Source organism: Microcoleus harperi Pol14_C6 (genome assembly GCF_036701295.1).
In the GTDB taxonomy this organism is placed as follows: domain Bacteria; phylum Cyanobacteriota; class Cyanobacteriia; order Cyanobacteriales; family Microcoleaceae; genus Microcoleus.
Window position 1 is genome coordinate 144,128 of the sequence record NZ_JAUBQN010000003.1, and the last position, 22,180, is coordinate 166,307.

Annotated in this window: 17 protein-coding genes; 8 read left to right on the forward strand and 9 right to left on the reverse strand. The window is 45.5% G+C overall.

What is annotated here, in order from left to right:
- Positions 1-81: 81 nt before the first annotated feature.
- The 3 genes from QUA27_RS03895 to QUA27_RS03905 all read right to left on the reverse strand — a co-directional run bounded on the left by QUA27_RS03895 (position 82) and on the right by QUA27_RS03905 (position 1,877).
- Positions 82-615 (reverse strand): cofactor assembly of complex C subunit B, encoded by a 534-nt coding sequence (locus QUA27_RS03895; protein WP_333066454.1) that lies wholly within the window; start codon positions 613-615, stop codon positions 82-84.
- 322 nt (positions 616-937) lie between these two features.
- Positions 938-1,330: a PadR family transcriptional regulator gene (locus tag QUA27_RS03900; protein ID WP_293144339.1), complete on the reverse strand. Its 393-nt coding sequence runs from the start codon at positions 1,328-1,330 to the stop codon at positions 938-940.
- Positions 1,331-1,673: 343 nt separating this feature from the next.
- On the reverse strand, positions 1,674-1,877 hold the full coding sequence (locus QUA27_RS03905; protein ID WP_190657763.1) for a DUF751 family protein: 204 nt from the start codon (positions 1,875-1,877) through the stop codon (positions 1,674-1,676).
- A 274-nt stretch (positions 1,878-2,151) separates the two neighbouring features.
- On the opposite strand from QUA27_RS03905, the gene QUA27_RS03910 reads away from it, so the two are divergent.
- On the forward strand, positions 2,152-3,027 hold the full coding sequence (locus QUA27_RS03910) for a DNA adenine methylase (RefSeq protein ID WP_333066458.1): 876 nt from the start codon (positions 2,152-2,154) through the stop codon (positions 3,025-3,027).
- 88 nt (positions 3,028-3,115) lie between these two features.
- Here QUA27_RS03910 and QUA27_RS03915 read toward each other — a convergent pair whose 3' ends face one another.
- Both QUA27_RS03915 and QUA27_RS03920 read right to left on the reverse strand, forming a co-directional pair.
- Complete coding sequence (locus QUA27_RS03915; protein WP_333066459.1) at positions 3,116-3,598, reverse strand: PD-(D/E)XK nuclease superfamily protein; 483 nt, start codon at positions 3,596-3,598, stop codon at positions 3,116-3,118.
- 27 nt (positions 3,599-3,625) lie between these two features.
- Positions 3,626-4,561, reverse strand: a complete 936-nt coding sequence (locus tag QUA27_RS03920) for a metallophosphoesterase family protein (RefSeq protein WP_333066460.1) — start codon at positions 4,559-4,561, stop codon at positions 3,626-3,628.
- Positions 4,562-4,664: 103 nt separating this feature from the next.
- On the opposite strand from QUA27_RS03920, the gene QUA27_RS03925 reads away from it, so the two are divergent.
- Complete coding sequence (locus QUA27_RS03925; RefSeq protein ID WP_333066461.1) at positions 4,665-5,696, forward strand: hypothetical protein; 1,032 nt, start codon at positions 4,665-4,667, stop codon at positions 5,694-5,696.
- Between the two features lie 177 nt (positions 5,697-5,873).
- Entirely contained in the window at positions 5,874-6,452 is a 579-nt protein-coding gene (locus tag QUA27_RS03930; RefSeq protein WP_333066463.1) for a Uma2 family endonuclease, read from the forward strand.
- Positions 6,453-6,709: 257 nt separating this feature from the next.
- On the opposite strand, the gene mrdA is transcribed toward QUA27_RS03930, so the two are convergent.
- The gene (mrdA, locus tag QUA27_RS03935) at positions 6,710-8,524 is read right to left on the reverse strand and encodes a penicillin-binding protein 2 (RefSeq protein WP_333066464.1); all 1,815 of its coding nucleotides are present in this window, start codon (positions 8,522-8,524) and stop codon (positions 6,710-6,712) included.
- Positions 8,525-8,738: 214 nt separating this feature from the next.
- On the opposite strand from mrdA, the gene QUA27_RS03940 reads away from it, so the two are divergent.
- A complete protein-coding gene (locus QUA27_RS03940; protein WP_006635567.1) occupies positions 8,739-9,098 on the forward strand; it encodes a phage holin family protein in 360 nt (119 codons plus the stop codon).
- Positions 9,099-9,338: 240 nt separating this feature from the next.
- Here QUA27_RS03940 and QUA27_RS03945 read toward each other — a convergent pair whose 3' ends face one another.
- Complete coding sequence (locus tag QUA27_RS03945) at positions 9,339-10,016, reverse strand: N-acetylmannosamine-6-phosphate 2-epimerase (protein ID WP_333066466.1); 678 nt, start codon at positions 10,014-10,016, stop codon at positions 9,339-9,341.
- 139 nt (positions 10,017-10,155) lie between these two features.
- Positions 10,156-12,702: a hybrid sensor histidine kinase/response regulator gene (locus tag QUA27_RS03950; RefSeq protein WP_333066468.1), complete on the reverse strand. Its 2,547-nt coding sequence runs from the start codon at positions 12,700-12,702 to the stop codon at positions 10,156-10,158.
- Positions 12,703-13,333: 631 nt separating this feature from the next.
- On the opposite strand from QUA27_RS03950, the gene QUA27_RS03955 reads away from it, so the two are divergent.
- From QUA27_RS03955 to QUA27_RS03970, 4 genes are all read left to right on the forward strand, one after another.
- Complete coding sequence (locus QUA27_RS03955) at positions 13,334-14,620, forward strand: CBS domain-containing protein (RefSeq protein ID WP_333066470.1); 1,287 nt, start codon at positions 13,334-13,336, stop codon at positions 14,618-14,620.
- A 202-nt stretch (positions 14,621-14,822) separates the two neighbouring features.
- The gene (locus QUA27_RS03960) at positions 14,823-16,745 is read left to right on the forward strand and encodes a response regulator (RefSeq protein WP_333066471.1); all 1,923 of its coding nucleotides are present in this window, start codon (positions 14,823-14,825) and stop codon (positions 16,743-16,745) included.
- 262 nt (positions 16,746-17,007) lie between these two features.
- Positions 17,008-20,478: a PAS domain S-box protein gene (locus QUA27_RS03965; protein WP_333066473.1), complete on the forward strand. Its 3,471-nt coding sequence runs from the start codon at positions 17,008-17,010 to the stop codon at positions 20,476-20,478.
- 403 nt (positions 20,479-20,881) lie between these two features.
- Positions 20,882-21,268: a response regulator gene (locus QUA27_RS03970; RefSeq protein WP_333066475.1), complete on the forward strand. Its 387-nt coding sequence runs from the start codon at positions 20,882-20,884 to the stop codon at positions 21,266-21,268.
- A gap of 668 nt (positions 21,269-21,936) precedes the next feature.
- Here QUA27_RS03970 and QUA27_RS03975 read toward each other — a convergent pair.
- Positions 21,937-22,098 carry a hypothetical protein gene (locus QUA27_RS03975; protein ID WP_333066477.1) on the reverse strand — a complete coding sequence of 54 codons (162 nt, stop codon included), beginning with the start codon at positions 22,096-22,098 and terminating at the stop codon, positions 21,937-21,939.
- Positions 22,099-22,180 lie beyond the last annotated feature (82 nt).

Sequence of the window (22,180 nt, forward strand, 5' to 3'; positions counted from 1 at the left end):
GACGCTATTTAATCATTGGTTTCTCAGCTCGAAGTCTAACTACGGCATCTAGCATATCAAAAAACGTTCCGCGTCAAACTTTTAATCGAGCGGTTTCAAATCTAAAGCTTTTTGCATGGCTGCTAGTTCATCGCGGTGAGCTCGGACAGTAACAAAGCTCTTGGTTTGGCTTCCCGACTCAGCAACTGATTCGAGTTTGAGCGAGACTTGCTCAGAGCGTCCAGCTTTTTTCCAGTAAAATACCCCCGCCAGCGGCGACAGCAGTACCAAAGCTAGGAAAATTTGGCCCTGCTGGGGAACTAGCATTCCCAAAACCAGTCCCAAGCACAGAGCGCCACCTGCACTCAGCAGAGTTAGAAAAATAGCTAGAAACCAACTCGGCCGCACAAAACCCTCAAACGTGACTTTATAGTTGGGGGCATCGACGGCTGCAACTCGGTAAGCTCTATCGGCAAAATACTGTTGTAAGTCGGCTAACAGTGACTCTTGGGCGCTCTCGGAAGCCAGCTTGACTTGTTCGATTCGCTCTTTGACTGAAGCCTTGATGAAGAAAAACAAGCCAACAGCCAGCAGTAGCGTTAGCAAAAATGTTGAAGGAAGAACAGCAGTATCCATCGGTAGAAGTTTGTGTAATTGAAATTCTATACTATTACTTTACAGAACTTGACATACGAAAGCGATCGAGGACTTACGCAGACACTTTGTTATCAAAATTCGCAGAAAGCTTTGTAGCAAGGTGTTTTGCTCTCCATCACCCAATTCCCATATCTCCCCATCGTCCCTAATTCTCAAGTGACAATGCGTAAGTCCTGACGTAGTGTAGCTGCTTTAATCGCTGTGCGGCGGGCGATCTAGCAAAGCGAAGGCTTCGGACAGGCAAATCGCTTTGCAAGTAGCGCCAGCATCTCCAGGGTTTAGGCATCCGATTCCAACTCGGCTAACCTGTGTGACCAGTTTCTAAGGCGCGGGGCCGACGCCCTGACGCGCCGTTTCCCTGACCTATATACTCGTGCCAGAGACGAGCGAGGTCTTGAGCTTGGTGCCGCCACTCAGGGAGGATTTGATACATCCGGCGGGGGCGGCCGCGTCCTTCTACTTTTTTCCAGTAACCCGTGATTACGGCTTCATCTTCTAGGAATTTCAGAGCACTGTAGAGAACGGTATCAGAAAGTCGGTAGATGGGGAATTCCCTCTCTAGTTGGCCAATCAGTTCTGTACCGTAGGAATCTCCGCGCAATAACACGGAGAGAATGTAGCACACAGCTAATTCCTTGTTTAGATAAACAGGAGGGGGGTCTTGAAAAAATTGATAGATATGTTCAAACTTCATCTGTCTTGTCCGCTGGAAACTCTCGTGATACCGTCAGGTTAACGGGAGAGGAAAGCGGGGCGGGGGATGCCGCTTCCTAATGATTAAGTGGGACATTGGGGAAACAGAGGTGCAGTATTTCCCCAGTGAATGTTGATGGCCCCAAAGGCTTGTCCTGCACTTCGGTAATGTTTGCCTGCCCCTTGGTTGAGGAGGACTGCCGTAACTAGCGCAATTTTTTCCTCTTCCAATCTATCGCAGCGACTATTGTCAAGTGTGCGATCGCCTGCAAGAGTTGGCAGTTACTTTGGGAGTTAGTGTTTTAACTGAATTTGCAGTTAATGTTTGCGCTCAAGCGCAGGCTTTAAACCGAACTCAGGCCTAACATGGCGCGCAGTGTAAAAGTTAGAAAGACAAAAGTCGCTACAATCGAACTAATCAGGGCGATCGCAGTTGCCGGTCGATCGAGCAGGGGTTTGAGTCGCTCGAACAGGAAAAAGAAAATTCCCAGACATATCGTGATGAAAAAGCGCGGGTAGCGAGAGACGTTATTAATAAAATCTTGCATGAGCTTGGTGGGGTAAAGTGTCACAGCACGATCTTTGACTGGTAACACTTGTGAGCGAGTTAGACAATTTTGGCACAGCCGGAGCTAAATCTGCCGATCGGGCGATCGGGCATTTTTGCCGGCGAGGCTGACATATATAATTCTAACGAAAACTTTTCGCCGATGGCTCCGGCACTGTCTGTTTAATGCCACGCCACCTCCGGTAAGAACTTCAGAAGTATTTCTATTGACTTCTAGTTGTGATAAATATTATAGGGCCGTTATTTCTAGATAAATGTCTGCTTCCGCACCTTCTTTCGTCTTGCCACGTCCCTTTCTGAAATGGGCAGGAGGTAAAACTAGGTTGATTGGACAATATCAACCTTATTTTCCTAAAAAGTTCACAACTTACTACGAGCCTTTTTTGGGTGGCGGAGCTGTATTTTTTTACTTAGCACAGCAGAACCCTGGTTTGCAAGCTGTTTTAACAGATATTAATCCTGAGTTGATCAATGCTTATCGCTGTGTCAGGGATAAAGTTGAGGAGCTGATTCTACTTTTAGAGCAGCATCAGTTAGAACATACCAAGGACAATAAAGATTATTATTACTGGGTGCGCTCGCGCTCCTACAAAACCGATACAGAAAAAGCAGCACGCCTGATTTACCTAAATAAAACTTGTTACAACGGCCTCTACAGAGAAAACTCAAAAGGTGAATTTAATGTTCCGATAGGTCGATACAAAAATCCTAACATTTGTCAAGCAGATTTACTGCGATCGGTCTCATCTTTACTCGCGCCCGTTCAAATTGAAGTCAGAAAATTCGAGGAAATTTTGGACTTTTCTACTAGCAGCGAAGACTTTGTTTATTTTGATCCGCCTTATTATCCTATCAGTGCCACCAGTAACTTTACTACTTACAGCAGAGATAATTTCAAAGAATCGGAACAGCTTAAACTGAGAGATATTTTTGCAGAAGTTGCCGAACGGGGCGTGAAAGTTATGCTGTCTAATTCTAACTGCGATTTCATCGCTCAAATATACAGCGATAGTGAAGTTTTTAAAAGACATCCTCTGCCCAAATTAATTGAGATATCTGCCTCGCGTGGAATTAATTCTAATAGTGACAAGCGCGGAAAAATCAAGGAATTATTAATACTTTCATTTTAGATTACACTTCAGCAAACTCTCTACATAAGCATATTTTGTCTGAGCAACTCGTGGTTTCCCCGCAGGCGACAAAGTTGCATAACTTCTATTACAAATATTTGTTTGCCCAGGTAATGAAACCTTCTAGCTTGTGAACTGCTAACAAATTTTGATTATCAGGAATTTGTTTTTTAAACCAGTCGAGCGCACCTTGCCTCATACCGTCACCGCCCACTATAACAATAGTTGGCACCCGATAACAATTTTTAATATTTAAATTGAGGTAAGGATACTTCTCGTCTACTGAACCTTTGTCTTCTTGCCACTTGCACTCAACAATTAGACCCCGAGGAAAAGAACCGGAATTAACAATGTAAAAATCGACACTTATTTCAGTTTCATAGATGCTAGACCCGATATAAACCTGTTTAGCATATCGCTTGGGATTTTCAGTAGAGATTAAGAGCCAATCTCGCTTGCGCTTTTTCGGCAACTGGGGGCATATTTCAAGATATCCGTGGCCTCTCAACGTACCTTCTACAGTTGTTTCTAAAACAAAACCAGTTTTATTGGCTCTACAACCCCTATTCATTTTGTTGGCTCCTGAATATAATCTGAATTAAGCCGATCGCACTTGAATCACCCCTCGGTCAAAAACCCGTTTGTCAGTACCGATAGAACTGACAAACATCCGGTCTTCATAGACATCAAACGTCGCAAAACTCAGGCGGCTAGCAGAATACTCCGTCCACTCAGAACGCCCCACCGGACGAGTGCCCGCGCCGGCACCGCAAATTAAATAAGTCGTACCGTTAATCGATCGAGTGCGTTCGTAACTGTGCTCGTGTCCGTTGATATAAAGCTGCACGCCGTACTTTTGAAACAAAGGCGTGAAAGTCTTAATAAAAGATTGATTCGATCCGTAGACGCCAGAGGAATAAATCGGGTGGTGGCCGAACACAACTTTCCAAGGTGCCGTGCTCTGACTCAACTCTTTTTCCAGCCAAGCAAGCTGATTTTCCCAGTCAGCATTGTGATTGGTATCTAAAGCAAAAAACTGTACCGGATCGCGCCGAAAAGTATAGTAGCGACCTTGCATATTAAAACCCGCATATTTAACTTGCTGGTCGCCGTTACCAGTGCGGATGTCGTGATTTCCCAGACAAGCATAAAATTTTACGTTTTGCTGCAATAACGGCTGATAAGGCTTCTCGAAAACAGCATTAATTTTTTCAAATTCGCCGTTATTGTAGATATTGTCGCCGGCGAGAACAGTAACATTAAAAGGGTTTTCGCGGTGATATTGCGCCATCGCCTCAGCCACAGCATACTGACCTTCAGCGCCGGTACCGGTGTCGGCCACCGAAATAAAGCGTAAAATAGGCGGTGAGGCCGGCAAAGGAACGATCGTCCTTTCTGCCTCAACGTTAGAAGCCACAGCAGCATCGGTGTCTGTATCCCAGGCAGTCCGAAGCTGAAACATTTTCCAGACTCCGGCCAAACCAAAGCTGCTGAGACTGCCTAAAATTAGAAAGTGACGGCGTTTGATGCTCATTTTGATTCGGTTACAACTAAGTTAAATGATAAATTAAGGTTGAGATGGCTCAACTAAAATTTATCTCGTTTAGATATATTTGCAACGCCCCAAGGCAGAGAAAATGTCAGAAGAACAACTAAACCAGTCAACTCCAGAACCCTCTCAATCTCAGACACCGCAGGTTGATTCGGCTGCAAAGTCTGCCCCCACTGGCAGCAAAACTCAAAATGCCAGCAGCGCGGTTCCCAAAAATCAGAGAATTAAAGCTTTGATTGCCTCGATAGGGAATTTGGGAAAAAAAGGGCAAAAATTAGCAGCAGAACCACCGTTGCAGGTCCAAAAGCCGATCGCGCCCACCGCTTCTGACTCAGCAACAGTAACTCCTCCCACTGTTGCTGCGGAAGTTAACAGCGTGCCTCCAAAAGTTGCTGTAAAAGTTGATAAAAAGCCTGTATCCCAACGCACGGAAGGGAGTTTTTTAGAGAAAGTCGTTGTACTTTGGCAAAGTATTGTGCGGCTAATGCGATCGCTACTGCCACCATCTGCCAATGAGAAGCTGTCCGATCCAATTTTAAACGCCGCATTAGCCGCAATTCTAATCGTTGCAGTGGGTTTAACTTTCAACAGTTTCTCGGCAAAACCGCCGGACAAAGTAGCAAAAGTTCCTCTCCCAGCAGCGCAGCAGTCGCCGCCAACCTTTGGCGATTTTGTGGAGCCGGGAACGCCGAAATCGCCAGAGGCGATCGCACCATCTGAGCCAATCTCTGCTAAATTCAAAAGCAAGTTGCCCGATTTAGTGGCTCCAGAAAAACCGCAACCAGTAGAAGTTATCCCACCGCCGCCGCTGACGCCGGAACAGTCTCTGATTGCTGCGATTCAAAATCAAATTACTGACATTAAGAATCGACTGGGCGGCGGTTTAGTTGAGTCTGTTCAAGCTAATTTTTCCAGCAGCATTTTGACAGTAAAAGTCGCTGAAGATTGGTACAAACTCAACGAAGTTGAGCAAAATCAACTAGCAACGAAAATGTGGAAGGAGGCTAACTCACTCGATTTCAGCAAGTTAGAAATTGCGAATATGGAAGGAAATTTAATAGCTAGAAGTCCAGTTGTTGGTTCGGAAATGATTATTTTAGACAGAGGGATTAATTAGAATTTAAATTTTCTGTCTCTGTCAACCATCAGACCAGCCTTAAAGTCCAGGACGCCAAACCTAATTATTTAGGGTGCGCACTGCGCACCTTTGTTTATTTTTTTGAGAAATATCGAGTTTTTCCCAACTCCTACAGAATGCACCATTAAATTAATTAACTTTGAGTAAAATTGAAAAATGACAATTTTAACTCAACTCGAACAAGTAGAAATTGAAGATCCCAGCAGCGACGGAGAGCCGATTGCTGAAACCGACCTCACGCGCGCTTACATGACTTACAGCGTAGAAGCTGTCAAGCTTTATTTTCAAGAACGTTCTGATGTTTACCTGTCAGCCAATTCTTTCATATATTATGAAGAAGGGAACAACCAGGCAGTTGTGGCCCCGGATGTTTATGTGGTATTTGGAGTTGCCAACCGCAAAAGGGATAATTATAAAGTTTGGGAAGAAGGGGGAATTACTCCCGATTTTGTGTTAGAAATTACTTCCGAAACAACTCAGACGAAACACCAAGAAACTCAACCGGAAATTTATCGGGCTTTGGGAGTTAGGGAATATTTTCAGTACGATCCGTCGGGAGATTACCTAAATCCGATTTTACAGGGATTACGTTTGATAAACAATCAGTACGAGCCGATTGCAGCCCACAATATCGCTTTCGATACGCTGTGGTTGTTCAGTGAAGTTCTGGGACGGGAATTGTATCTAATTTCAGGAAAATTGAGGTTTAGAGATCCTGAAACGGGTAGTTTTTGAAGATTCACAAGGAAGAAAACCTGGGACGACTGGCCGCGGAGTCAACATTGCGCCAGCTCGTAACTCAACTCTTAAATTCTGGAATGAGTCTGGAACAGGTAGCGCAAATGATGAATTTATCGACCTTAGAAGTGAGACGATTGGTAGGGGAAAATTTTTGACCGATCGCACTTTTCCAAGATATCAAGGATAGTGCGATCGAAGTATGGGACAAAATGAGAACAGTCAACAGTCAACAGTCCACAATTAGCTAAGGACTAGAAAGGCTTATTCGTAGGTTTAAAACCCTGCTTTTGAAAATAGGTTCGGAATACCTCTTGAGCAATTGGTGCCGCCGATACAGCACCAAATCCGCCGCCTTCAACTATAACTGCGATCGCAACTTCCGGTTTGTCAGCAGGAGCAAAACCCACATACATAGAATTGTCAGGATGACCGGGCATTTCCACGGTCCCAGTCTTACCAGCACTTAAAGGAATAGTACCGTCATTCATGGCGCGGCCTGTACCTTTTTTCACCACGTCAATCAATCCTTGTTTAATGACGTTTAAAGTTGCAGGCTTAATACCTGTTGGAATTTTTTGAGTAATAGGAGTATTGGTTTGAGAAACCAACAAATGCGGCTGCACTCGCCAACCACCGTTGGCAATAGTTGACACCATCACAGCCAGTTCTAAGGGAGTACAAAGTACCAAACCTTGACCGATAGCCATTGTTACTGTATCGCCAACATACCAATCTTCCCCATACATTTTCTGTTTCTCTGCTGGGATCGGAACTTGACCGTGATTGGCGCCGTCTATCCCCAAAAGCTCTAAATTAATAGTACCGCCAATGCCCATTTTTTTAGCCCATTTCGCCATCTCTTCCGGCCCTGCAGTCATACCTACTTGATAGAAAAACGTATTGCTGCTGTAGGCTAAAGCATCGCGGAAACCGATAACACCGTAACCGGCTCCGTGTTCGTTAAAAGTAATTCCGCCGATGTTAATTGAAGCAGAACTTACCAAAGTCGAGTCAGGAGAAAACTTGCCCGACTCCATCCCGGCTACAGAAGTTACAATCTTAAAAGTGCTGCCGACTGGATAGCCTTGAACTGCCCGATTTAAAAATGGTTTGTCTGGCCCTTGCAGTCGATCCCATTCTTGTTGAGTCACCTTGCGGGTGAAAATATTGGGGTCGAATGTCGGCCAACTAGCCATTGTTAAAAGAGCGCCGGTTTTCACGTCGATCGCCACAACTGCACCCAGGCGATCGCCCAAAGCTTTTTCCGCAGTTTTCTGCATATCTAAATCTAAAGTTAGCTGCACCGGTTTGCCGGGAATAGGCTCTTTTACACCTAAATCTTGGATTTCCTCACCCTTAGCATTCACCTCGATTAAACGGTTGCCCCAAACGCCCTCTAAAGTTGAATTGGCTAATTTTTCAACTCCCATTTGACCGACGAGCATCCCCATCGGATATGCAGGATTAGCTTTTAATTGCTCTAAACTAGCTTCGCCGACGTATCCCAAAAGGTGAGCTGCTAATTGCTGGTGGGGGTTGTCTCGGCTCGATTCTACGCGAATTTCAACTCCCCGCAAAGTATTAGCTTGTTCTCCCAACGCGACGAAAGTACCGACATCGATATCCTTACTAATTCGCACTGGCAGGGCTGATCTGTAGCCAACGGCATCGATTTTTTTGATAATTTCGAGTGCAGGAAGTTTGACGATCGGGCCCAGTGTAGCGGCGATCTCTTGCCACTCCTTGGCCGAGCGCTCTTTTGGCCACACATAGACCGATCGAGATACGCGGTTGGCCGCAAAAATTTGGCCGTTGCGGTCTAAAATTTGACCGCGATTGGCTGGGACTGAAACAGGGCGAATGCGGTTATTTTCCGCCCGTTGTCGGTTGTAGGCTCCCTGTACCAGTTGCAGTTCGGCTAGACGAAATATCGGTAGCGTCACCAAGGTAGTGACGAACAGCATAAAAATCATAACTTGGAGCGATCGGCTGCGTTGCCGTGCAGGATTGTCCAAGCCATTTTTGTCGAATCGGATTTTAGAGTTAAAAGAAAAATCGCCAGCCATATTAATTAATCTGCTCTTTTTATTCAACTAACAGGTTGATACGGTTCCCATCCGGATGATTTGGCAGATGATACAGGGATTATAACTTCTAACTCTTTAGTAACAGACATCAATTCTATCGATTGGCAGATGAATCAGCGGGATTTGTTGATTAAGTTAGACCTTAAATATCAGGTTTTTCTGACAATTCAACTGTTAAGGAGGTAGAGGCGCTGTGGAACCGATCGATTTTTTGATTGCTTGGCTGGTGACGGGCAGCAGCTTGCTGCTAATTTCTCAACTGCCGATCGGCGTAGAAATTGACAGCACACCGAAAGCAGTAATTTCCGCTGCGGTTTTGGGAATGTTGAATGTTTTAATTTTGCCAATTCTGAAAGCAGTTTTTTTCGTGCCGAACCTACTGACGCTGGGATTGCTTTCCGGCGTGTTTGCTTTTGTAATGAACGTGATTGTTTTTGCCTCGGCTGCGAAGTTAGTTGAAGGATTTAGTTTGCGGATGGGCCTTTGGAGCGCGGTACTGGGGGCGATCGCCTTGGCTGTAGTTAGCAGCTTTATCAATGGCGCACTGATTTAGCAACTTCCCCTGATAAAGGGCGATTGAAATCGCCCGATATTTCCCATCCTTAACTGGTGCATTTCCTGTGCCTACAAGCGATTGAAATCGCCGAATATTTCTTCTCCCTTCTTCCTTCAATCAGTTACATCCGTTAAACAATCCGTTGCCGAACTTCCTTCAATCCGTTACATCTGTTACATCCGTTAAACAATCCGTTGCCGAACTTCCTTCAATCCGTTAAACAATCCGTTGCCGAACTTACTTCCCCATCAGCGACTTATAGGCTGTCACCTTAAGATCAATCCCAGTAATATCTGTCCCCACAACAACAGCCACCGCTCCTAAATCCAAGGCTTTTTTAGCCATTTCCGGCCCCGATATCCCGCCTTCGCAGATAACGGGAACCTTAAGCTTTTCTACCATTTCCGCAAGCAAATCAAATCCCGGCGGCGAAAAATTTTCCGTCTGGGCAGTATAGCCAAAAAGAGTAGTTGCTACAGTATCTGCACCAGCTTCGGCTGCCGCGATCGCAGCTTCTATTGTATCTACATCCGCCATCACTAATTTGCCCAGTTCACTGTGAATTCGCCCGATTAATGTCTTTAAATCTTCCCCGCCAGCAGGACGGTTTCTCAGAGTAGCATCAACGGCGATAATATCGGCTCCAGAAGCGGCGATCGCCCGCGCGTCTTCAAACCGAGGAGTAATGTAAATCTCGCATCCCGGCAATTGCTGTTTCCAAATCCCAATTATGGGAGCAGATATCTGTTTTCGCACCGCTGCAATGTGAGCCGGAGTGTCAATCCGCACCCCCGATGCACCTCGATTGATGGCGGTTCGAGCCATTGCCACAATTACGATGGGATCGTGCAGCGGCGAATCAGCAGGTGCTTGACAAGAAACAATTAATCCTGTAGGAATTTGACAATTAATCATGGCGAATTGGGGATGGGGAATGGGTAATTGGGAATTACAAATTATACCAGTTCAAAAAAAAGAATGTAACTGTAGACCATATTCCAACCCATATCCAATGAGTCATTCCCAAATCTAAAATCTAAAATCTAAAATTGTATTAGCCATTACCAATCCCAGCCATTAAAGAAATAATCTTGTCCAGCAATTGCTCCGGGTGAATCGGTTTAGCCAAACAATCGTTAGCTCCTGCCGTCACGAAAGATATCTGATCTGGCGGAATTTCATTAGCGCTTAAAGCGAGAATCTTGATATTTTCAGTAGCAAATTTTTGGCGCAGTTGGTGAATTATTTCGCAGCCATTCATACCGGGCAAACGCATATCTACAATCACCGCATTCGGTTGCAAAAGTTCAATTTGTTCCACCGCCGCCGAACCTTCAATCATCCACACCACTTGCAGTCCTGCTGCTGTCAGGATATCGCAAATCAGCATAGCAGTTTCTTCATCTTCTTCCACGAGCACGAGGCTGCCCCGCGAAGAATAATGCAGCGGTAAAGATGAATTAGATTTTTCATAGGTGAATTTTGTGGAGTCATCTTTGGTTAGAGTTTGGATGGGTATAAAAACTGTAAAAGTAGAGCCGACATCTACTTTAGAGTTGACTTCGATCGCGCCACCGTGAAGCTCTACTAACTGTTTAGTTAAAGCCAATCCCAAACCGGTGCCGCCGTATTCCCGGCGGTAGGGGGAATCCAACTGCTGGAATTTTTGAAACAAAAGCGATCGCTGATTTTCTGGAATTCCAATGCCAGTATCTTTGATTTGAAAAACAGCGGTACTGCCAGCAGGTGCAGTACCGGGCGGCCGCAATGCCGGCGTTCGATTTTTATCTTCTGTCACCCAAACTCGCAGGATGACTCGCCCGCCTTTGGGAGTAAACTTAATCGCATTTCCTAAAAGATTGAAGAGAATTTGTCTCAAGCGGCGCGGGTCAGCGATGAAGCGATCGCACTCTTGTTTTATCCGCTGTTCTTGCAGCAGTTCCACGCCTTTAGCGGCAGCTTTTTCTTTGAGGGCGTGCAGGCTCTGAGAAGCTAATTTAGAAAGTGAAAATTCACTAATTTTTAATATGGCTTTTCCCGCTTCTACTTGTGATAAATCTAAAATATCGTTAATTAATTCTAATAAGTGGTCGCCACTGTCTCGGATAGTTTGCAGGTACTGCCGCTGCTTTTGGACCGGCACTTCTTTGCTGCCAACTTTGCCGTAAGACCACCGCAGCAGCGTGTCGGAAATGCCGATGACGCAGGTGAGAGGAGTCCGCAATTCGTGGCTCATAGCTGCTAAAAATTCGCTCTTGGCGAGGCTGGCAGACTGGGCGGCGACCAGTGCATCGCGCAGTTCTTGCGTTCGCTCTATTACGCGCTGTTCTGAGGTGCGCTTTTGCTGTTGGACTTCTGCATAAAGTTCGGCTTGGTAAATGGCGATCGCCAAATGTTCTGCTATTTGTCGCAAAAATGTTTTTTTGCTTTCTTCCCACTCCCGAAAAGTACACTGGTGGGCAATTAGCAGCCCCCACAACTCGTCTTGAACTACGATCGGCACTAGCAACTTCGCCCGCACCTTCGCCCGCCGCATCAACTCTAAAAAACAAGGCTGCGAAGAGTAAGTTTTTTCCACATCCGCAACGCACAAAGCCAAACCTTTGCGATATTTCTCTCGGTCAATGACTCCATTGGTAAAACACTGCGCGTCTTCACTAAAATTCAATACAGACGAGATAGCATCGTTGGCTAAGGCTTCGTAGGTAACGCGACCTACATACAAGTAAGACCCGGAATTTTCTTGGATTTCGCCATACCCAGAAACCGCCACAGGTATTTCTTTAGCTAACTCGCCATTGTGCGGCGCTGGTACTTTTTCAAATTGATAAATTAACAGGCGATCGACCTCCAAAAACTCTCGCACTCGCTCGACAGCTTTTGACAAAATTACAGGCAATTCCAAACTCTGGCGGATTTGAGTTGTCACCTGATTCAAAAGTCGCTCTTGTTCAAGCTGCTGCTGCAAAGCATCTTCTACTGGCTGACAAAATGAAATGCAGGGACTGACAATTTGCAATTGATTGACGGCTTCGGCAATCTGGCTCTGTATCGTTTCTGGAGCTATAACTTTGGGCGCGGATTTTCCCTCTATTTCTATTTTGCTGTGTAGGGGCAGGCGATTATTTGGGCTGGCATTGGCAGCGAGAATATCCAGCAAATTTAGGGTGAATTCGCTTTGAAGAACTGCCGAGTTGGTCTGTATATTTTTAATTGCTTGTTTGAGGGCGCGAATGTCAATTTTCCACGAGGGTGCGCCCGTTATTTCTGCGAGTTTGTCTGCGAGGGGAGACAGGAAATTGGCGATCGCCCTAGGCTCGAAAGTCAACTGCACATTCAATTGCGAATGGAGATTTTTTTCGCTGTGCTTGTGTCCGTTTGTTGCGAACTCATCTAATAGATTACCCCGCAGCAGCGCGCTAAAATGCTCTGATACCACTGCTGCAAACCTTTCCGACGAATTTTCCAGATTTTGAGAATCAGCGATCGCATCGTCGGTGAGCCAAATCGCCCCTGGGATTTCAGCCATTTGCTGTAACAACTGGTAAGCAGCCTCAAAGGTTGCTAGCGGCAAAGTCCGATTTAAGGTTTTTGGTTTCAATCTAGATATTTTCCCGGTTGTTTTAAAGAACAAAATATGAATGCCCCTGTTGTGAGGACGGAACCTGGGACACAGCAAGCGCGGCCGATCCAACAGACTTGAGATGACAGTTGTCAGAAAGTAGTTAATAGAAGGCCTCGGAGCCAGAGAGCTAATTTCTCCCTATAGTTCTCATCTTTCTTCTGGGCGAGTGAGCCGCGCTCCAGCGCTTTACGAGCGCGAAAGCGGTAGGAGGAAACGGGGGGAAGGGATACGGCTGTATAATCGATCGCTTCTGGTTGTGTTTGTGAACCGGGTTGTTGATGGAAACTAAGCAATTCCACTCCCATTGCTGGGGTGAAGTTAGCACGCGCCTTTGTTTTCTGAGCTGATTCGCCTAATGGCACGTCCTTAACCCAAATAAAAATGTTTAACCCTTAACGACAGAACAGGGAACTAGCTACGCATCCGCTTGGTGTCATTACTCAAAAAACCTAGACATCAAAGGTCTCAGACTGGTCAACTGAAAATGAAGTTTTAGGCCCCAAGCCCAGTCACTTCCGTGCTGGGTCGTTGACTACTTTCAACAATCTTATTCCAGTATAATATTAATATATAATTTGTTAACTTGTACTTAACACTATCCGGGTAAATGAGCAATCCAACTCAACTCACCCCCGATTTCACGATCGGACATCTGCCGTGTCACGACTTCCAAGTGAGCGCTGCAACTCTAGGACAGGTAGTGGCTGAAAGATTTGAGCAAGAACCCGACCTGCCGGGAGTCATTATTACTCATGACTCACAGGTATTGGGCATGATTTCTCGCGTCAAATTTCGAGAGCAAATGAGTTTTCCCGATCGCGTAGAACTTTACGGGTCACACCCGATTCGAGCCTTGTTAGATTTTATTAGAATTCCGCCTTTGCTGCTTTCGGAAAACTGGAAAGTTGATGATGCCGTCCAAGCGTCTTTCAACAGGCACAAAGACTTGATTTATGAACCGATTATTGTGGTAATGGAAGACCAAAGCCACCGCCTTTTGGACGTTCACACTCTGGTAATTGCCCAGTCTAAACTGTTAGCGCAAGCTAACAAAATTATTCAAAAATACCGAATAGAAAGACACAAGTATTTGGCGCTAATTCAACAAGAGCAGGCTAAGTTTCACGAATGTAATGAGCTTTTGAAAATCCACCAACGTCAAGCAGAAAAGTTTCATACCCATCCCAGTTCCCAGCAAGTGGCATTGGTCAAACAAGCTGAAGAAATTGCTCAAATGAATCAGCGATTTGTGAGGATTGCGAAACTGATTTCTTCGGAAGGTCGCCAAGCGTTTCAAGCTACTTTTCAAGGGGCTAATTCTATTTGCAACAATACAGATAAAATTTTAGGCGTCGGCAAAGCAATAGCTAATGATTTAGAAACGGTTAACCGTACTTCCCGAACCATCCGGGAGGCGATCGAACAAGTCAGGTATTTAGCAGTACAGGTGGCTGTAGTTACCAATCAAATGGGAAGTCAGCCCAGCGGTCTGAGCAAAGTGAGTCTAGAAATTGGCAGACTGGCAAGTAAAACTTTTGAATTGGGGACTCAAATGGAGCAAATTGCCAGCCGGTTTAAACTTCGAGTTCACGAACTCACGGAGGCAGCAAGAGCGGGTGCTAATGTGGCTAAATCCGTGACTATCAAGATCGATCGCGCAGAAATGGCTCTGCTAGAGTTGGAAGAATTAATAGCGGAAAAAAATTTCAATTCATTGACCGCTATCCAAGAACCTTTGGGAGTCATAAAAAGTGTTAATGCTGATTCTTTAGTTCAAGAGATAGAACAGGCAGAAGTAGCAGTTTCCGAGTTGGAAGACGTAGTTAAACATCAAGATTCTTCGCAATATCTGATTCAAAAAATTCAGCAGGCGCTGAAGTCCAAAAAGCCATAAAATCCCAGCCCGAATCTAATGAAATATTACCAGAGGAAAATAAATAAAATTACAATAATAATTTACAATTATTCTATTTCAAGAATACTATTTGTTATACTGAAGGTGGGGAATTGTTAAATTCATTTGTAGGAAGGCTATTTAATTAGCCCCAAAAACCGATAAAAAGTTCCAAGAATAGTTGGAAGGACAGGTGACGTTTATGAAAATCCTGCTGGTAGAAGATGACACAGTTACAGTCAGTTTGCTAACTCAAGCGCTGAACTCTCACAATTACAATGTGAATGCGGCAGCAGACGGTGAAACAGCATTGCATTTGGTGCAGGCATACGATTACGACCTGATTGTTTTGGATGTGCTGATTCCTAAACTCGACGGCATTAGTTTGTGTCGAAAATTGCGATCGTCCGGCTGCCAAATGCCGATTTTACTGCTGACAGCGCTAGATAGCAGCAACGATCGAGTCCAAGGTTTAGAGGCGGGTGCAGACGATTATGTGGTCAAACCCTTTAATCTTGAAGAATTAATCGCTCGAATTCGAGCTTTGCTGCGCCGGGGTAAGGCAACTTTGTCGAGTACAAATTTGACCTGGGAAAAACTGCAAGTCAACCCGGACACTACGGAAGTAACTTATGCCGAAAAAGTGCTGCACTTGACTCCTAAAGAGTACAATTTGCTAGAACTTTTCTTGAGAAATCCCCGGCGCATTTTCAGTCGCAGCGCCATCCTCGATCGCATTTGGTCGGCCGGCGAATTTCCTCAAGAAGAAGCCGTTACCGCTCACATCAAGGGGCTGCGGCAGAAGCTGAAAGCAGCCGGGATGACTGTAGATTTAGTGGAAACCGTGTACGGATTGGGCTATCGGCTCAAAAGTCTGCCGGAGGAGATTGAGAGCCAACAAGTTGGGCAGGAAACGGCAGAAACTGCTAAAACTCAAGAGACTTTATCTACTGAATCCAGTGGGTCGAGCCAGGAATTAAACAAAGACGAGCGCCGTCTCAAAGTCTTGAATGCGATTGCCCAAATGCGGGGAAATTTAAAAGCTAATTTTATCGAAAAGGTGGCGATATTCGATCGCGCGATCGCTCAACTGAACAACGGAAGCTTGGAAGGCGAACTGCGCGAGGCAGCCCAGACCCAAGCTCACAAATTAGTCGGTTCTTTGGGAACGTTAGGCCTGCCAAAAGGTTCGGAAGTTGCGCGCCAGATAGAACATTTGTTCAAGGCTGAAAACATCTTGAAACCGGGGACGGCTCAGCAGATTGAGGGATTTCTGCATCAGCTCAAACAGATATTCGATCACCCGTCGCTCGAACCAGAAAGCGATTTGGTTCCTGCAGTTTCCCAAACACGCCGAATGCTGATTGTTGATGATGATACTTTTGGGAGCGATCAACTCAAAACAGTAGCATCCGGTTCCGGCTTCCAGATAGAAGTTGCAAACTCTCCTCAAGCGGCAAGAAATGCGATTTCTCAACAGCCTCCCGACGCGATTTTGCTGGATTTGACATTTTCCCGATCTCAGGAAAACGGACTTTCTCTCTTAGCCGAACTCCGCAGTGAAAAGCCCGAAATTCCGGTGATGGTTTTTAGCGGACACAATCAATTGAGCGATCGAATAGAAGTTGCTCGTTTGGGAGCTTCCGGCTTTTTGCACAAATCTATCCCCCCAGCAGATATACTCAAAGCAGTCGCCCAACTACTCGACCAGACTGGCCCTGCTGAAGCTAAAGTTATGGTGGTAGACGATGACGTGCATCTATTGGCTGCACTGCAAGTGATTCTACAACCTTGGGGATTTCAAGTAACAACATTGGACGATCCCGAAAAGTTCTGGGAGGTACTCGAAACAACTTGTCCGGATTTGCTAATTTTAGATGTGGAGATGCCCGGTTACAGCGGTATCGAGCTGTGTTTGGCAGTTCGCAACGATTTGCGCTGGAGCAAGCTCCCCGTGCTATTTTTGACAGCTCATTCCGAGTCGGAAATCGTGCGCCAAATGTTTGTCGCCGGTGCTGACGACTACGTGAACAAGCCGATCGTCAAACCGGAATTAATTGCTCGCCTCCTGAATCGTTTGGAGCGGACTCAACTTAGAAACAGACTGGCTCAGGCAAAGCGCTAATCCCATTTTAGATTTAAAAATTTAAAGAATTGAAGAACTGGGAATGACTGATGAGATATGGGTTTCGAGCACGTACCTACAGTTGTATTCTTTTTTTTAAATGGGATAACTAGGAGCAAATAGGCAGTGCGTGTCCGAAACAAATCAGGAAGCCTTAGCCAAGACTTGGGGTTGTTAGATTGTGTGATTCCGACGCGGTGCTATTGATTGATGCTGGGCCGCAGATCAAGAACACAGGCTAATTTAGAGAAGTATTAATCAGATGAAAGCAATGGTATTGCCCTCAGACACAGGCACTTTCAATAACAGCGACTGCGAACTAATTTACGCCCCGGGTTCGATTCAACCTCACGGTATGCTTTTGGTTCTGGAATCTCCTGTGTGGAAAATTTTGCAAGTTAGCAACAATACTTTTGAGGAACTCGGCATTTACCCCGAAGAACTTTTGGGCAAATTTTTACATGAATTTGTCGAGGCTGAGGAAATAAAGGCTATAGAAAAAGCTTTATTTGAAAACAGTCATCACTCTAACGATATCAAATTCTCCTTCAAAAGTCAAAACCGCCAGTCTTTTTTTCATGGAACGCTGCATCAATCTAGTTCAGCATTAATTGTTGAATTAGAGTCGGTTGTTTCCCCAAAAGCTAGCGATAGTTTTAATTGCTATCATTTAGTCCAAGAGCCGATCGACAAAATCCACAAAACACCCAACCTGCAAGTGCTGTGTCAGACAGCAGTGGAAGAAGTGCGGAGGATGATCGGGTTCGATCGAGCGATCGTCTATCAATTTGATACCACCGGTGCGGGGGAAGTTGTCGCCGAAGACAAAGTAGAAAGTTTGGCTCCTTTATTGGGACTGCACTATCCGGCTACCGATATTCCTCCCCAGGCAAGAAAGCTGTTCAACATGAATTTAATTCGGTTTATTCCCGATATTAACTGTCAGCCGATAGAACTAATTCCTCACTGCAATCCGCTGACCGGTCTCCCCCTGAATCTGGGCTTCTCTTTGTTGAGAGCAGTTTCCCCTTGCCATGTTCAATATCTCAAAAATATGAACGTTGGCGCTAGCATGACCTTGACATTAATCAAAGATCGAAAACTCTGGGGATTGATCGCCTGTCACCACCAAACACGAAAGTATGTCAACTACGAAACAAGAAAGGCTTGCGAACTGCTAGGCAAGTTTGTGAATCTAGAACTTAGCTATAAACAAGATAGCGAAAATTGGGAATATGCAATTTATTTAAGAGAAAATTGCCATAAGTTTATTACCAAAATTTCTCAATCACACTGGTTTGTAGAAGGTTTACTTAAATCCGGAGATGAATTGCTGACCTTAGTGGGCGCTACTGGTGGAGTTGTGTGTGCCAATGAAAATTTAACAACCATCGGCAAAACCCCGGAATTGCTAGAAATCGAAAACTTAATTGCTTGGATAAAAACTCAAATAAATAATGATATTTTTCATACAGATTCTCTCTCAAAACTGTATCCGCCCTCCCAGAAGTTTAAAGAAGTTGCTAGCGGTTTGCTGGTCCTTGCCATGTCCGAGATGCAAAATTATTACATTTTGTGGTTCCGTCCAGAAACAATTCAAACTGTCAACTGGGCAGGCAAACCAGACGGGGAAATTGAAGTTAAACCGGATGGCAGTCGGCCGCTGTCTCCTCGCAATTCCTTTGACTTGTGGCAAGAAACTGTGAGGTTAAAATCTTTGCCTTGGCAGCGGTGCGAAATCGAAATAGCCCGAGAACTACGGGTTGCTATTACTAGCATGGAGTTGCGGAAAACGAATCAGCAGCTTAGCTTAGCTTTGTCGGCTACCAAAATCGGATTTTGGGACTGGGACTTGCAGAAAAATCGCATTGTTTGGTCGAGGGAACACGAAGAGTTGTTTGGGTTGGCCCCGGGAACTTTTGCGGGAACTTATCAAAGTTTTGCAGCTTGCATTCACCCAGAAGATTTAAAAAATACGGATAATACTATAAATCAGACCCTGGCCCAGCGATCAGATTACTTTTTGGAATACCGCGTGGTTTGGCCCGACGGCAGCATTCACTGGATCGAGGGAAAAGGTAAGTTTTTTTACAACGAAGCCGGCGATGCAGTGCGGATGGTGGGGACAGTTACAGAAATTACCGATCGCAAAGCTAGAGAATTGCAGTTGCGCCTGTTGGAATCAGCAGTCACCACCACTAACGACGCCGTGTTAATTACCGAAGCTGAACCGATTGAGGAACCGGGTCCGCGAATTATTTATGTCAACCCAGCTTTTACGCGGATGACCGGCTATACGCTAGAAGAAGTTGTGGGCAAAACGCCGCGCATCTTGCAAGGAGAAAAAACAGACCGCGCCAGTCTGCATCGAGTTCGGACAGCTTTGAAAACCTGGCAGCCTGTGCGGGTTGACTCGATCAATTACCGCAAAGACGGGACGGAATTTTGGGTAGAAATGAGCATAGTGCCCATAGCGGACGAAAATGGTGAGTTCACCCACTGGGTCTCAGTGCACCGGGATATTAGCGATCGTAAACTTGCTGAAGCAGCCCTCCAACAGCTCAACGAACGGTTAGAAATGCGAGTTTTGCAGCGAACCAGAGAACTAGAAAGCTCTCAAGCAGAACTCCGGGAAAGCGAAGCTTTATTTCGCTCTCTGAGCGAGAGTTCCCCTGTGGGCATTTTCAAAATCGATACTGAAGGGAAATGTACCTATACAAATCCTCGCTGTCAAGCAATTGGTGGCTTCACCCCGGCAGCAGCTTTAGGAAACGGCTGGATGCGGTTTGTTCACCGCAAAGACCTCAAACTAATTCTGTCTAAGTGGTCCCAATCGCAATCGCTAGATGGGGAATTTTCCTGCGAATTCCGACACATCCAGCGAGACGGAACCATCCGGTTTTGTCGGCTGAAAACAGCTCCGATTTTTTCCGACAGAGCTCAACTAATTGGTCACGTCGGCACAGTCACAGATGTCACAGAAAGTCGGGCAATTGAAAAAATGAAAAATGAGTTTATTTCGATTGTCAGCCACGAACTGAGAACGCCGCTTGCCTCCATTCGCGGTTCTTTAGGTTTGCTGGCGGCTGGGGTACTGAAAAATCGACCGGAAACTGCCAAACAGATGTTAGAAATCGCTTCGAGCGATACCGAACGGTTAGTGCGTTTGGTAAACGATATTCTCGACTTAGAGCGGCTCGATTCCAGCCAAGTTATCCTCGTCAAGCAGTGGTGCGATGCCCAGGTTTTGATGCGGAAGTCTGCAGAAGCTGTACTTTCTTTGGCTGCGGAAAATAATATTGATTTGTCGATTTTGCCCGAAACAGCCCAAATTTGGGCTGACCCGGACAGAATCGTTCAACTGCTGGTAAATTTGTTGAGCAATGCGATTAAATTCTCCCCTCCAGGGAGTACAGTCACTGTCAGGGTTGAAGATTTGGGCGATTCCCTACGGGATAGCTACGCTTCACGGGTTTTATTTGAAGTCAAAGATCGAGGGCGGGGGATTCCTGCAGATAAACTAGAAACTATCTTTGGACGGTTTCAACAAGTCGATGCTTCTGACTCCCGCCAAAAAGGAGGTACGGGTTTGGGTTTGGCTATCTGTCGCAGCATAGTACAGCAGCACGGCGGCAGAATTTGGGTCGAAAGTGTTGTCTCACAAGGCTGCAGTTTCTATTTCACAGTGCCTGCACCGTTGGAAGGCGAAGGGGGAAAAAGTTTGGAGGTTTGAGATTGCTTCGATCAGAGTTCGCGAAAGCTCAAGTTCCTGGCAACGCACGCGGGTAGGATGATTTTGGGAGGCTGATAGGGAGCATCTCAATGAAAGTAGCCAAGCCCAAAATTGGAGTTAGGAGCCAGGCGCCAGGAGGAAAGAGTCAGAAGGAAAGAGTCAGAAGTGTTTTTACAAATATGAGATGCTCCCGGCTGATAGGTCGATTTTTCTGTTCAGGGTTTCAGTAGGTGAGTGACAAAATATAGCAACCTCGCTCGATTAGGACGTTCTTAAGTGCTGAAACTCTTAATTTTATTGCTTCTTCCTTCTGCTATATCGGTCAAGAAACCCGGTTGATGAGCCAGGCTGCGTAAGTCCTTGTTCGGTTTACCATGATTCATTTAAAATTTGAGTTTTAATTATGTCACCAAAGCGCATTTTGGTCATCGATGATGAAAAAAACCTCTGCAGCGTGATTCAGGCCTGTCTGGAACATTTAGGCGGCTGGACTGTACTAAGCGCCCCCGACGGCAGCCAAGGATTGCTTTTAGCTGAAACTCACCTCCCTGACGCTATTCTGTTAGATGTGATGATGCCGGATATGGACGGACTTACTCTGTTTGGTTTGCTGCAAAACAATACTGCTACTCGGGGGATTCCGGTGATTTTCCTGACGGCTAAGGTGCAGGCGATGGATTTGAGCGAATTTGCTGCTTTGGGGGTAGGGGGGGTGATTGCCAAACCTTTCGATCCTTTGAGTTTGGCACAGCAAGTGGCGGAAATTCTGGCTTGGGAACCGTTGTTTTAAACTGGGGTAAAATACATCGCAGATAGCATATCAAACTCGGCATTTGAAATCCCTACTAGACAAACAAAGTCGGCCCTCTCCGACGGAAGAATCAAGGGCATTAAAGCTGAATGACCGTCGAAAATCCGCTATCTCGTTCTCTTGATTCTTGCGAACATCACGCAATTGTTAGGAAACCGGGTTTCTGCATCTAGGAAAGTCCTAATTTTTCCGGCTATGTTCATAATTTCCTCATTTTTTTGATTTAGCTTTGAGATCGATCGGTGATTGGTTAATTTAAACTCTGATTCCCTAGAAGTTCTAGAGATGATCTCAGGGAGTCGGGTTTTTTTGTTACCTGCAAAGCCGATCGGCTATCACCGTATTTACAGGCAGAATAACTCCTCCAGAAGTTACACACACTTGCCTCAAGAACGATTTTTTAAACCAGGAATCACAGATGCAGCCAAGTTTTTGGGTAAAAAAACCAGGCTTCAGCCTGCTAATCCAAGATTTACGCAGAGTTCCCTGAGAAACCGGGTTTTTTAACCCATTGTCACAGATGGAACCAAGTTTTTGGCTAAAAAACCAGGTTTTTGCCTAACTCTTGTAATCTCTGCTTCGACCAAAGTATATTTATCAAAAAAAATGATGGTCTTCATAATTTCCTCATATTTTTTAGATAAAGTTTACCCCAAGCTCTGGATCAGAAGGTCGATCGCACTCTCAGCACCATTCCGCTGCCAAAGAGCGAACCTGTTGTCAGGAGAGTTCGGGAAAGTGACGGTACTTTCGATTAACTGGTGCCACAGCACAACCAACCTAAATAAGTCAGGATCTAAGCCCTGCATACCAAACAAACCGGGTTGTTTAACCGGGAAAAACGGAGTTTCAGCGCCAGACCTCTAAGTGTTGGCATGATAACTCAATGCT